Source organism: Wolbachia endosymbiont of Frankliniella intonsa, assembly GCF_029856955.1.
Taxonomy (GTDB): domain Bacteria; phylum Pseudomonadota; class Alphaproteobacteria; order Rickettsiales; family Anaplasmataceae; genus Wolbachia.
The window spans coordinates 329,343-341,946 of record NZ_CP097148.1 but is presented as its reverse complement, the minus strand read 5'-3'; the positions used below and the strand labels follow the sequence as shown (position 1 = coordinate 341,946).

The window sequence follows — 12,604 nt, the reverse complement described above, 5'->3', positions numbered from 1 at the left end:
ATGGCATATAGTGTGGATTTAAGGGAAAAGGCAGTATTGATGATAGAAAAAGGGAAGACAAAGGTTGAGATAGCAGAGCTCATGGAGATAGGAATAGCAACTCTGTACCGCTGGTTAAAAAAGAAAGCTGATGGTGAAAGCTTAAAGCCATCTAAAAACGGTAGCTTTATTCGAAAAATAGACCCAAAAATACTCGAAGAATATGTTACAAAGAATCCAGATCATACTCTGGCAGAGATGAAACAAAATCTTGGATTTGGAATAAATTCAATTTGGTATAGACTAAAACAGCTAAAAATTACTTTAAAAAAGTCACACTATATCAAGAGCGCAATCAAGAAGATAGGCAGCAATTTATTGATAAAATCTCAAAAATAGAACATTCCAGCATCTTATATATAGATGAAGCAGGAGTTGATAATAAGTTATACCGAGAATATGGACGTGCTCCAAGAGGAAAGAAAATTTATGCAGATATTCCAGGGAGAACTCGAGAGAGAATCAGTATAGTAGCCGAGTGGATTGGAATGAGATTTATTGCACCAATGACTTTCAAAGGTGGGTGTGAAAAAGAGGTATTCAATATATTGTTGGAGAAGATGTTATTACCTAAATTGCCACTTGGCACAACCATGGTTATGGATAATGCTACATTTCATAAGACCACTAAAACAAAATCATTAATAGAGTCTTTTGGCTTTCATGTGCTGTATCTTCCAACATATTCACCAGATTTGAATCCCATAGAACACTGTTGGCATACCATCAAAAGCCGCCTCAGACCTCTAATGTATAAATGTACAGACTTACAACTTTTGGTTGGTAATACCATAATGGAAATTTATCCATTCATTTTAGAAAATACTATATATCATCATTTAACTCTGAAAACGCAGTATGCTTTAGCTTCTTTCTTGCTTGAGTAAATGCACTTGCCGTAATTGTGTAATCTTTTCTCCTAAGAAACTCACTCAACTAACTCTTCTTGTTGAACTAATATGTAGCCAAATTCCCTCGCTTTTTTGATCAAATTTTTTACAATTCTATCTTTATAGCGTGTTTCATAGTATTCCATTCCTTTTTCTACATATTCCTGTCCGTATTTGAGCATACTATAAAATATGCATGCCATTTTTCTTGCAGTAGCTGTTATTTCTTTTGGTTCTCCCAGTCGTTTTTTCAATCTTCTGTAGTATGCACCCAACGCACTTTTACTCTTTCCTACAGAATGAGCAGCTATTCGCAAAGCATTTGCAGCACGGTTAATGACTTTACGTGTTCTTGTATTAAACACTTTTTCCCCTGTAACTTTATTAGCAGGACTGAGTCCCAACCACGACGAAAAGTGCTTTTCTGTTGGCCATTTACTGTGGTTTATACCAACTTCTGAAATTATGGTTTGTATACTTAATACATCAAATCCAGGAATTTTAGTGAAATCCATACCAGTGATTCGGTGCAGTTCCTCATACAAAGCAAAGCTTGGCTTACTTTTGCTATTTTTATTCTTTTGCTTACTTAGCTGTTTGCTTTCACAAGACTTTGTTTCAAACGTTTTATAATAGGCTTCAATATTTCTATCACATTCTGCTATTTTTCTTGATAAATATTATATAGTTCAAATTCTTGCTTTAGCGTGAATAAGTGTTCTTCTCTATAGTCACCAGCTAACGCTTTTGCAATAGTAGACTGATCATTTTTCATTCGCACGTCCCTGAATTCTGCTAATTTTTCAGAATCTCTTTCGCCTTCAATTATAGCTTCAATGATTTTCATACCAGTTATCCCAGTAATATGACTAATAACCTTGTGTAATTGTATATTCATTTGAATTAATGCCTTCTGCATACGTAGAATATGCGTAGATGCACTTTCAGTGAGATTTCTGCGCTGCCGCACGTAACTGCGCAATACACACATCTGATTATCTGGCCTAAACGATCCATAAAGCAGTCCTTAGCTATGCAGTTGTTGGAGCCATTGGCAATCTTGAACGTCAGACTTCCTACCAGGTACATTCTTTACATGCCGTGCATTTACCAATCTTACCTCGAATTTATATGACTCAAGTATTTGAAATAAAGTAATCCAGTATACTCCTGTTGATTCCATAGCTACTGTTGTAACTTTACACTTTTTCAACCACTGTGCTAAGTTATGAAGGTCTTCAGTAAAGCAACCAAATTTCTGAACGCGTTGCTCATCTCCTCCTTCAGGTACACACACATTGTGTACAGCTGAACCAATGTCTATTCCTGCTGCATTAGGATTCACTATTTCTAATTTACTTTTTGCTTTTTTCATGCTAACTCCTACATATAATTTGTTACAGGGAAACGCTTCAGCTTGGAACGGTTGATAGTACCATACGCGTCGAGTTAAGAGATTGTGAGCAAATTTAGAGAAGTTAAGGTGGATACCCTAGTTTTTCTGCACTTGTCTTTTAATGAAAACTGCGACCAAGTTATGGTAAGCTTTTTGAGAAAAATATTTAAGCCTTTAATTTTATTATTTAGTGCTAAAAATAACTCTCTAACCCGTCTTTTTAGCTCAATAAATGCCTTTGTTAAGCTAAGCTCCGTATTTTTTTTCAGTTCTGTGCAACCCACTATTCCATGAAATATAAGAATTGCACACAATTTGGCATATAGCTCACATAATACTCTGTATGGCTTTCCTCTCAGCTTATCAATCCTTATATTACTCTTATATAATTTGAACAATAATTCAATTTGCCATCTTATTCGGTAAACTACTAGTATTTGCTCAGCATTAATCTTACTTTTTGGAACATTAGTTATAAATATTGACCAATTTAGTAACTTTTGGTTCCTTTGAGAAGATGTGTATCCATGTGATCTTGCTAACCTATTAGCCTTTCTTCTTCTAGCCACAGCTTGTTCTTCAGTTAGTTTTTTAAATATAATTCTTACTTTAACCCTTGTCTCTTTTCCTAACAATACCTCCTGTTCTAGAAAAGATCGATCTCCCAAATGTTCTAGTAAATCTATTTTTTGACCTGTCTCTATATCATATATGTTAGTATCGGATTTATAACGACTTATGAAATAAGCTCCTATTTCATTGATGTGTTTAAAAGAACTTGGCACAAAATAACCCAAATCAGATATTAGTAAATCGTTGTTCGATATATTGCTTAAATGGCTTCTATAACCCTGATCTGACCTTATTCCTTCAGTTATATTAAGCTGGTCTAATGTCTGGTTTAGGTAGTCAAAAACTAATTGTAACTTTATTCCAGACTTAGTATTGCTTTCATAACCACTGTAGCTGGTACCATAACCTTTATACATGTCTTCCATACTGTTAGGTAAGCTAATGTAGCTGCTGTCTAATAATTTAACACCTCCAAAGTGCTTCAAGATTCTGCAATCAACTTGTAAGGTATTTTTAAGTAACGTTAAAGATTCATTATACATTCTTTTCATAAATTCCACTGCTTCCTTGGTAAATCTAAAGTCCAGACCTTGTTTTGTTATATTTATCGAGTCTTCATTCAATAATTGACACACTGTCTCTATACTACAATTATCAACCCCTATATTACCCAAAACGATGGCTTTTATGAACTACGAGCCTTTTAGCTTCCTCTTTCTTTTTATGAACCCTGTTGTAGCTGAGATTTTATCTGCTTTTTCATTAAAAAATTCTTTGAGCTTTTTTGAGATGCAAACTATTCTTTTCATTGTATAAGTTCTCCGTTTTCTTTGTTAGATTTAAGAGAACTTATATCTTTTCTTTCTCTTCCTTACACTAAGTTTATTACCACAGTTCCTTAACTTGACGCGTATGGTTGATAGTACAATCTCCTAACCGAGGTAGTCTAAATGACTCCATCAATGATTTGACCGTTCCTTCCAAGACCATGCTTGCATACGGGCACTTAGGCACCATTGAAAATGTCGATCATAACTGCAGAGGCGCTCCCTCTACAACTATACTTGAAAATTACTAAAAACTTAAATTTGTGTGTTTCTTTCTGATTTGACAGATTTTGTCTGTTCGATGCTTGTATGCAGAACAAACTCATTAAGCATTACTTGTAATGACTTTACACTCTTTCTAAAAATCAGGAGAAATATATTAATGAAGGGCAGCTTTCTTTTTCGTGAGAAGTCTTTTGAGGATGCTCTGTGTGCGTTTATAAAGTTTAAACTCATCAATTTATTTTTTATAAACATGATTATTCTTTTTTTTACTCATGTCATTACTTCTTTTAATTTGTGAATCTTACCTGATTTTATAATACAGTCCATCACTTTCCCTTAACTTAATGGCAGTGATCCCAGTGTCAGCTACTCTGATGACACCAAAGGGGCACTTGGATAGAGGCTACTTGAATAACACCATCATAAGGTGAAACTAGATTCCAGTGTCAAGCACTGGAATGACAAGGAAAGGGCTACTTAGATGACAAGAAAAAGGACGCTGAGATGACACCAAAGAGGCTGACACCACCATAAAGTAAATTCCACTAACACTATAGGAGACTAACATGAACTTTTTAAAATTTAAAGAAACAGGTCAATCATCAGCAAAAATAGCAAGAGATCTGGGTATTAACGGCGATTCATTAAGCAGGTGGGTAAAAAAATACAATGATAAAATGTCTGGGACAGACGCGTTTCCAGGAAAAGGAAAGTTGGATCCTTATGACAAAGAACGGTTTGATTTAAAGAAAGAACTGGCAAGAGTAACTAGAGAAAGAGATATTTTAAAAAAAGCCCTGGGATATTTTGAAAACCAAAAAGAGTGAAATATTCTTTTATAAAAGAGCATGAAAACTGCTGTAAAATAAGAGAGCTATGCAGGTTTTTGAACGTATCTGCTTGTGGTTATTATAAATGGATTTCTAAGGAAAAAAGTAATAAAAAATCAACAAGAGAAGAGCTCATAAAAGATATTCAAAAGATATATCAAGCGTCACAATGCAGATACGGAGCTCCACGCTGAATTAAAGGTTTTAGGTAAAAATTATAACATCAAAACAGTGCAAAATGTTATGCAGGAAAATGGCATTCAAGCCCAACTTAGACGAAGGTTTAAGACTAAGAAACTTCAAACAGACAATAGAGTTATAACTCCTAACATATTGGATCAGAATTTCACCACTGATCAGCCAAACAAGATATGGGATTACATACATAAACACCAACGAAGGATGGCTATATTTGGCAGCAATAATAGATTTATATTCACGCATGGTAGTTGGTTGGTCAATGAGTAATTCAATAAATAATACCAAAATCCATTACTGACGGAACAAATAAGAAACATTACAAACTCGTTTAATAGTAGTACTGGAAATATTGACAATAAAATTACACAAAACATCTTCAAGTAAACCTATGGTATCGTAGATACTATTGCGTAAAGTATTGTATTTGATATATTGCCACAACCTTTCAACAGGATTCAGTTCCGGTGAATAAGGAGGCAAGTATATGATGGTAATGTTTTCCTGAATTTTCAAACTTTTTGATCTATGCCAACTTGCACAATCCATTACAAGAAAGGCTTCTTTCGTGCCTAAATCTTTCGACATCTGCTCCAGAAATATATTCATACAATCAGTGTTTACATATGGAGCAAGTAGGCTGATTTTCTTACCACTTCTTGGATTTACCGCACTTTAGATATAGAAATTTTGTCTACCAATTTTCATTTTAACCTGCGTTCTGACCCCTTTTTTAAACCATCCGTGTCCGATTTTTGAATGAGTCCCAAATCGTGATTCATCAAAAAAAACACCTCCCTTTTAGGGTGGAAATTGACTATTTTATTGAAGTATCTTTTAAACTCTTCTTGCTTGTTTTTATCTTGTTTATGGTGCATTGGCCTCGGTGTTATGTAAGAAAATTTCATCCTTTGTATCTCACGGTGCACTGTTGATTTGCTGATGTTTAGGGCAAATTCCTCTGAGATTTTTATTTGTACTTCCTTAATAGTAATATTTGGATTTCTTTCTACCCATATTTCAATTTGCTCACGTTGATTTTTGTTTAATTTGCTTTTTCTTCTCCGCTGAAACGGGGCAAATAATTTTTCTACTCTACCAAATTTTAGATGCTTTATCCATTCAGTCAAAGCAGTCCTTGAAATTTTACATATTCTTGCCACAGCGCTTATACTACTTTCTTTTCCTGCTATCACCGCTTGTAACTTTTTTGAAACATATGCGTTATTTCTTACCTTTTTTAACATTTCTTTCGCTAAATTTACAACTCTTTCGTCTAATAGTTTTGACCTTAATGCCATTTATACCTCGCTATTTCACTTACTCTAGTATGACTTTTTCCCCATTATTCTCTATCTGTTCTTTCTATAGCGGGAATTGGTATAACTTTTTTGAAACATATGCGTTATTTCTTACCTTTTTTAACATTTCTTTCGCTAAATTTACAACTCTTTCGTCTAATAGTTTTGACCTTAATGCCATTTATACCTCGCTATTTCACTTACTCTAGTATGACTTTTTTCCCCATTATTCTCTATCTGTTCTTTCTATAGCGGGAATTGGTATAAAATTGCCGACATAGAAAAAAGTCATAGGAAAAAAAATTATCAGAAAAAAGAAACTTTTGAAGGTTTTGAGCAATACAAAGAGTTTTTTATGGAGCATGCCAACTTAGCTAAAATAAAAAACCTTGAACCTGAAGTTGGAGTAATGAGAAAATGCTGGAATAAGTTTCTATCGTTACTACCTATTAAGGCAGATGATATTCACTTTTCTCCGATTACAGAATTGTGCTCATCAAGTGAACATAAATACACTATTCCTGAGCTGATTTCACTCTTTTTAGAATCCACAGATAATTATTTTGAAAAGAAGGGCTCGCTCAATCAAGAGATAAAAACAGAAGTGATATTTGAAAAGAATAGTGAAAAAGAAATAGAGGAAAAGAAACAGTATTTTACCAATTTAAAGAATTATTCAATAAGTCAGAGTATACCTCAAAAGCTAACATCCCCGCAAATATTGAAATAAGTGTTTCTTTTGTGATTAAAAAAACATTGCATCTAGAGTATCTGCCATAAGTGATAATTTTGTGCTTTCATCATAGAGATTGTTTTCACTAGCTGCTAATTTCTCACTAACTTGTGAATAAGGTTTAAAAACTTCAGAACTGTACTTATCAAGGCATTTGTTTAGGCAGTCAGGATCTGTCCATTTTTTTTGTGTGGATATAGCATTTCTGCCTACATTGATTCTGTCTAAAATTAATCCCTTTCTCTTTGTTTGATGCTTGTTGTTCCATAATATTCTTCAATTTAAATAATATTAATATTAGCATACAAATATGAACATTATGTTAATATCATTACTTTTTAGGTATACATGGCAAATTTATGCCTGGAAACAGTTTTTGGTTATTTCCTAGATTTTCTTTATAAAAACCAAAGGCGCCAGTTGTTTTTTATTAGCTAAGGTAAAGGTCAAATATCTGGAATTCTGGACATAAAATCCTCCTGTATAAATTAGAAAAAAAATGCAGCGCACATATGACAGAAGTGTGTATACGCTGAAAAAGATACGCTACGTTTTTTATTGAAAAGTTAATTGAAAGTCTTCAGACAAATTTGAGCTCTTAAAATATCTCTAATTGTCATTATAATCAGATTCAAAATACGCGGAAGTAATTTTTTTTGACAATAGATTTCTTTGATAACCAGGCGTTATCCCAGCTGAGATCCAATAAGAAAACCGCGCTGGAACTTTTGAATTCCAGTTATGCAAGGAATCTAATATCATGGAGTTTTCAAACACTAACAACCAAGTACTTTAATAAGGCAAAAAGCTTATCTAAGAGAGTAGGCCTTGCAATTGTATCAATAGTGGTGGGATTGGTAGGACTCGAACCTACGACCAATTCGTTATGAGCGAACTGCTCTAACCGACTGAGCTACAATCCCTTTTATCAACACCTATAATACACGCAAAAGGAAATTTGTCTACTCGCTTATTTCACTATCAACCCAACTGTGTAAATCATTTATTGCGCCAATTTTGCGTGCAATTTCCTTACCATCTTGAAATATGATTAAAGTAGGTATAGATTGAACTCCATACTTACTTGGCACCTCAGTTTCTCCATCTATGTGGAACTTGCAGATCTTGATCTTGCCTTTTCTATCCTCAGCCAATTGCTCGATACGTGGCATCAGACTTTTGCATGGTCCACACCATTCTGCCCAAAAATCTACCAGCACAAATCCTTTGTGGTTAGCAACTTCAGATTCGAAATTTTGATCATTTACCGCTTTAATATCATCACTCATAAAATACCTAAATTTTTATAAATATAGCGTATCAATTAACAGCTGATCAACTAAATTTTTCTGGATTCAAGTGAAGTGATTACATATGATGATTAAAGATATCTACACTCCCCCAACCCATTGAATCTAGCTCAATACGAGTAGGAAGAAATTCAAAGCACTTTTCGGCTAATTCTTTTCTATTTTCACGTTCTAGCATTAAATCTAGCTTTTCCTTTATTTTATGGAGATATAAAACATCAGATGCAGCATAACTTTTTTGCTTGTCTGTTAAATTTTCATTTCCCCAATCAGAAGATTGTTGTTGCTTATTTAATTTTATATCAAGTAGTTCTAAGCACAACTCTTTTAAGCTATGATTATCTGTGTAGGTGCGAACTAAACGTGAGGCTATTTTCGTGCAATAGCAAGGCAGTGCCCAAGTTTGAAGGTAGTAATGTATTATACTCACATCAAATCGCGCAAAGTGAAATATTTTGGTTATATTTTTATCCTCTAATATTTTTCTCAAATTTGGAGCTGTATAATCGTTTTTGAATTGAACTAAGTGAGCGTTGCCATCATTGAAAGAGAGCTGAACAAGGCATAATCTATCTCTGCTATGCAGTAGCCCCATTGCCTCTGTATCAACAGCTATAGATTTTACATCTCTCGGTGTTGCACTGGCTGGCAAGTCATCTTTATGTACAAATATTCTCATAAATTTAATATATTTTATGACACATATAATAATCAAAAATGAGTTTTAAGTATACGAAAAGATCATAGAAAATTGGCTCTCATGATTTTCATGCATGTAGGGTTTACAAATTGTAATATGTACCTATAATTAGAAGTAGAATCTAAGCAGAATTTAACTGCGGGAGTAGCTCAGTTGGTAGAGCGCAACCTTGCCAAGGTTGAGGTCGAGGGTTCGAACCCCTTCTCCCGCTCTTTAATTTTAACATAAAAAATTTACTTCCCCTGTTCAACTAGTTCAGCTATACTAAAAGTATCTAAAAGTTTTTTAGAAAATTATTATTTAGGAGGATTATATGGACAACAAGACCAAAGAAATGTTATTTGCCTTAGGTATAGCTACATCAATAGGAGCACTAGGAGCACTTACAGGCTTAGCGCTCAGTTTTACAGCTCTGTCACCTTTGGTGATGGGTGGAATTATTGCTGCGGTTCCGGTAGCCTTACTTGCATGTCGGATAATCTCTAATAGAAGACTCTACAAAGAAGTCTTTTTTCGGACTGCTTGTTTTTGTTCTGTATGTACTGCAATTGGAGTTGGTCTTGCTGCAGCTGCAACTGCTGTTTTCCCTGGTGCAATGCTTGGAATGGTATCAGCAGCTTTAGCAGGTGCGGTGATAGCACCCATAGCAGTAATGGCAGGGGTATTTGTAACAGTTTGTGTTATTGAACCAATAGCTGAAAAAGTGAATGATTATATTATATCACCTATAGTTGAAAAAGTTGGAAAATGTTTTTCTTCAAAAGAGGAAGAAAACGGGCTAGTTAAAGAATAATTAAAAAAAGTTGTTTGACGTTAACGTTTAGTTTTCTTTATAATTTCCTTTGTGAAAGAAGAAAAATGCTTATTTGTAACGATAGCTGGTTTGCCAAATTCTGGAAAGTCAACGCTAATTAACAGCATCGTAGGCAAGAAAATTGCAATTGTCACTCCTAAGGTGCAGACAACAAGGACGCAGGTAAGGGGTGTCGCTATATCCAACAATGCGCAAATTGTTTTTACTGACTCTCCGGGAGTGTTTTCAGCAGAAACAAATCTTGAAAAAGCTTTAGTCAAATCTGCATGGGGAGCAGTTAAGGATAGTGACATTACTTTGTTGCTTGTTGATGTAAACAATTACCTAAAAAATATAGAAAGAATAAAAACGATATTTGCACGACTGGAGCGCACAAAAGGCAGGTGCATTTTGGTTATCAATAAAACTGATTTAGTAAAGAAATCAGAGCTCAAGATGGCACATGAGCACCTAAATTTACTTTATAAGTTTGAAAAAATTTTTACGATATCGGCACTGAAGAATGATGGACTTTCTGATCTGACTAGTTACTTGTCTGAAATTGCACCGATAAGCCCTTGGTTCTATGAAGAAGATCAAGTAACCGATTCCTCAGCTGATTTTTTATCAGCAGAAATTACAAGAGAGAAGTTATTCTTGAACCTACGTGAAGAATTGCCATACTCTACAGCTGTTATAACCGAACAATTTGAGGAAAAAAAAGATAAGAGTTTAGTCATAAAACAGATCATATTTGTATTGAAAGATAATCATAAGAAAATAGTGCTAGGAAAAGACGGCAGTAGCATAAAAAAAATTAATATCGAGGCGCGTACAGAATTGGAAAAGTTATTTGAGTGTAAAGTTCATCTCTTTTTGTTCGTAAAAGTGCGACCTTGGACTGATCGCCCTGAGGAATATATAAGTAATGCTTAATTCTTTGTTGGTATTTGATATTGAAACTATACCAGATGTAAATTCCTGCAAGAATTTACTAAATATTAGTGATGATAGCAGTGTAGAAGAAAAGAGGAACGCATTAACAAAATATCATCTTGAAATAACAAACGGGCAAAACTCTTTTCTGCGTCAGCCCTTCCAGCTTGTTGTAGTCATTAGTTTTTTACTTTGTAATATAACACGCCAGAGCGGTTATGAAATGTTCACACTACAAGAAATAAGATCTGGAGGCACAGTAAACTCCAATGAAAAAGAGCTAGTAAAGGGATTTTTTAACTACATATCAGAGAAAAAGCCAAGACTAGTTTCGTTCAATGGACGCACTTTTGATATACCGGTACTGAAGTACCGTTCTATGGTTCATGGCATTCAAGGAGAATATTTTCACAAAGCTGGCGATAAGTGGAATAGTTACAATCAGAGGTACAGTAGTGATTGGCATTGTGATTTGCTTGAATCTCTCTCTGATTTTGGAGCTTCTGCAAGAATGAAGATGAACGAAGTTTGCGCAGCATTTAATCTTCCCGGTAAGATTGGAGTTGATGGTTCACAAGTTATGGACTTATATGATAGTGGCAAAATACAAGAGATTCGCGATTATTGTGAAACAGATGTGATTAACACTTATTTGATTTATTTGAGGTTTATGCATCATCAAGGAAGAATTACTACAGAAAGCTATAATAAGAGCATAGAAGAACTGCTTTTAGAATGCGAAAAAAAAGAACACCTAAAGAAATTTAAAGAAGAATGGAAAATAACTAGTGGTGAAAACTTTTATATTTGAATTTAAATGAATAGATATTATGGAGCAGTTATTAACTGCTCCATAATAATAGTTATAAACTCCTTGCAGTAGACAAGGAATCCTCATATCCTATCTGCTTAACTTCTGCTTGTTCAAGCTGAGAAAAATTTTTATTTTTTACTTCTTCGAAAAAGTTTTGTCCACCAAGGATATAATTACCTAAATTAGCAGCATAATATTGAACGTTACCTAAAACTGCACAGTTAATTCGGCTTAATATTCTCGAAGGGTAGTAAAAGAGAGAAACGTTATTGTTTGATCGGAAGTCATTTTCATCCATTATTTTAATGGCTTCATGATAAACATCCATTTGATGAACAAAATATCCTTCAGGTACTGATATTCTCAATTGTGCACCTACATGAGCATAACCACAAATACCAGGTGATACCGCTGGTACTGGGTCTTGTCTATGTTGAGTTACTCTAATGGTTTTTTCTTGAAGAACATCATTATAAAATTCACTAGCAGTAAGATCAAAAACTCGTGGATCACCAAAAGTTGCAACATGGACATCTTCAGCTCCTTCTGTTTTGTTTAGGCATAAAGCAGCTATCTTGGCAATAGCTCCTCCCATACTGTGACCTGTGAGATTAATTTTAAAATCTTTGATTTTTGATCCTTGTTTTTCAGCATGAGATTTCAAAATGCCATAAAGATTAGGACATGAATCCGTAAATGAATTATAAAATCCTCTATGCATTCTTCCACCTTCAGGTAAAAATTCTGAAGTAGTAAAAAGTACATTTATATCAGTAAGTCCATCATTTGCACCATGGCTCAGACGAGTACCGTGGTAAGCTATTGTTATTTCTTTATCTTTTATGAAAACATGACCAGAGTCTTTTTCAAAGCTATTACCAAATGGAATAATTTCATAACCTTCGCTGATGAGTTCAGCTCTAGTTTTATACATTTTTTCAGTAGATGGAACAATTTCAAAATCTTCTACAATTTCAAATTCAGTTTTGTATACTCTTTGAGCTATAGTATTTCCCAAAGCAAATGATAAAGGTATAAC

The 12,604-nt window shown here is 34.2% G+C and carries 9 protein-coding genes, 2 tRNA genes and 6 pseudogenes; 9 read left to right on the top strand and 8 right to left on the bottom strand.

The annotated features are described in order from the left end of the window. Together M3L71_RS02015 and M3L71_RS02010 are read left to right on the top strand one after the other, a co-directional pair. Positions 1–378, top strand: a complete 378-nt coding sequence (locus M3L71_RS02015; protein ID WP_280143223.1) for an IS630 transposase-related protein — start codon at positions 1–3, stop codon at positions 376–378. Further along, positions 357–740: pseudogene (locus M3L71_RS02010) on the top strand (transposase); the annotation flags it as partial. The gene M3L71_RS02015 and the pseudogene M3L71_RS02010, both read left to right, overlap by 22 nt. Before the next feature lie 227 nt (positions 741–967). Here the strand turns inward: M3L71_RS02010 and M3L71_RS02005 are convergent. The 3 pseudogenes from M3L71_RS02005 to M3L71_RS01995 form a co-directional block, all read right to left on the bottom strand. After that, a pseudogene (locus tag M3L71_RS02005) lies at positions 968–2,304 on the bottom strand (IS110 family RNA-guided transposase). 74 nt (positions 2,305–2,378) lie between these two features. Continuing rightward, positions 2,379–3,707 (bottom strand): annotated as a pseudogene (locus M3L71_RS02000) (IS4 family transposase). Between the two features lie 309 nt (positions 3,708–4,016). Further along, a pseudogene (locus M3L71_RS01995) lies at positions 4,017–4,202 on the bottom strand (IS4-like element ISWpi18 family transposase); the annotation flags it as partial. Between the two features lie 314 nt (positions 4,203–4,516). Here M3L71_RS01995 and M3L71_RS08545 point away from each other — a divergent pair. Continuing rightward, positions 4,517–5,255 (top strand): annotated as a pseudogene (locus M3L71_RS08545) (IS3 family transposase); the annotation flags it as partial. Between the two features lie 17 nt (positions 5,256–5,272). On the opposite strand, the pseudogene M3L71_RS01980 reads toward M3L71_RS08545, so the two are convergent. Further along, positions 5,273–6,279: pseudogene (locus tag M3L71_RS01980) on the bottom strand (IS630 family transposase). Here M3L71_RS01980 and M3L71_RS01975 point away from each other — a divergent pair. Both M3L71_RS01975 and M3L71_RS01970 read left to right on the top strand, forming a co-directional pair. Further along, the gene (locus M3L71_RS01975) at positions 6,273–6,488 is read left to right on the top strand and encodes a hypothetical protein (protein WP_280143836.1); all 216 of its coding nucleotides are present in this window, start codon (positions 6,273–6,275) and stop codon (positions 6,486–6,488) included. The pseudogene M3L71_RS01980 and the gene M3L71_RS01975 overlap by 7 nt on opposite strands. Positions 6,489–6,634: 146 nt before the next feature. After that, complete coding sequence (locus M3L71_RS01970) at positions 6,635–7,009, top strand: hypothetical protein (protein WP_280143835.1); 375 nt, start codon at positions 6,635–6,637, stop codon at positions 7,007–7,009. Between the two features lie 849 nt (positions 7,010–7,858). Here the strand turns inward: M3L71_RS01970 and M3L71_RS01965 are convergent. The 3 genes from M3L71_RS01965 to M3L71_RS01955 all read right to left on the bottom strand — a co-directional run bounded on the left by M3L71_RS01965 (position 7,859) and on the right by M3L71_RS01955 (position 9,001). Next, a tRNA-Ile gene (locus tag M3L71_RS01965) sits at positions 7,859–7,935 on the bottom strand. A gap of 39 nt (positions 7,936–7,974) precedes the next feature. Next, the gene (gene trxA, locus M3L71_RS01960; RefSeq protein ID WP_280143834.1) at positions 7,975–8,301 is read right to left on the bottom strand and encodes a thioredoxin; all 327 of its coding nucleotides are present in this window, start codon (positions 8,299–8,301) and stop codon (positions 7,975–7,977) included. A 79-nt stretch (positions 8,302–8,380) separates the two neighbouring features. Then, complete coding sequence (locus tag M3L71_RS01955; RefSeq protein ID WP_280143833.1) at positions 8,381–9,001, bottom strand: ribonuclease D; 621 nt, start codon at positions 8,999–9,001, stop codon at positions 8,381–8,383. A 159-nt stretch (positions 9,002–9,160) separates the two neighbouring features. Between M3L71_RS01955 and M3L71_RS01950 the strand changes: the two genes are divergently transcribed. The 4 genes from M3L71_RS01950 (at position 9,161) to M3L71_RS01935 (ending at position 11,562) form a co-directional block, all read left to right on the top strand. Continuing rightward, positions 9,161–9,233, top strand: a tRNA-Gly gene (locus M3L71_RS01950). A gap of 102 nt (positions 9,234–9,335) precedes the next feature. Further along, positions 9,336–9,815, top strand: a complete 480-nt coding sequence (locus M3L71_RS01945; RefSeq protein WP_280143832.1) for a hypothetical protein — start codon at positions 9,336–9,338, stop codon at positions 9,813–9,815. Positions 9,816–9,866: 51 nt separating this feature from the next. After that, positions 9,867–10,751 (top strand): GTPase Era, encoded by an 885-nt coding sequence (gene era / locus M3L71_RS01940; RefSeq protein WP_280143831.1) that lies wholly within the window; start codon positions 9,867–9,869, stop codon positions 10,749–10,751. Beyond that, entirely contained in the window at positions 10,744–11,562 is an 819-nt protein-coding gene (locus tag M3L71_RS01935) for a 3'-5' exonuclease (RefSeq protein ID WP_280143830.1), read from the top strand. The genes era and M3L71_RS01935 overlap by 8 nt, the downstream gene beginning before the upstream one ends. Before the next feature lie 52 nt (positions 11,563–11,614). On the opposite strand, the gene M3L71_RS01930 is transcribed toward M3L71_RS01935, so the two are convergent. Beyond that, positions 11,615–12,583, bottom strand: a complete 969-nt coding sequence (locus tag M3L71_RS01930) for a lipase family protein (RefSeq protein ID WP_280143829.1) — start codon at positions 12,581–12,583, stop codon at positions 11,615–11,617. Between the last annotated feature and the right edge of the window lie 21 nt (positions 12,584–12,604).

What these genes read in the sequence shown, in the direction of transcription:
- M3L71_RS02015 (WP_280143223.1), top strand. Translation starts at nt 1, where the DNA reads ATGGCATATAGTGTGGATTTAAGGGAAAAGGCAGTATTGATGATAGAA.
- M3L71_RS01975 (WP_280143836.1), top strand. Translation starts at nt 6,273, where the DNA reads ATGCCATTTATACCTCGCTATTTCACTTACTCTAGTATGACTTTTTCC.
- M3L71_RS01970 (WP_280143835.1), top strand. Translation starts at nt 6,635, where the DNA reads ATGGAGCATGCCAACTTAGCTAAAATAAAAAACCTTGAACCTGAAGTT.
- trxA (WP_280143834.1), bottom strand. Translation starts at nt 8,301, where the DNA reads ATGAGTGATGATATTAAAGCGGTAAATGATCAAAATTTCGAATCTGAA.
- M3L71_RS01955 (WP_280143833.1), bottom strand. Translation starts at nt 9,001, where the DNA reads ATGAGAATATTTGTACATAAAGATGACTTGCCAGCCAGTGCAACACCG.
- M3L71_RS01945 (WP_280143832.1), top strand. Translation starts at nt 9,336, where the DNA reads ATGGACAACAAGACCAAAGAAATGTTATTTGCCTTAGGTATAGCTACA.
- M3L71_RS01935 (WP_280143830.1), top strand. Translation starts at nt 10,744, where the DNA reads ATGCTTAATTCTTTGTTGGTATTTGATATTGAAACTATACCAGATGTA.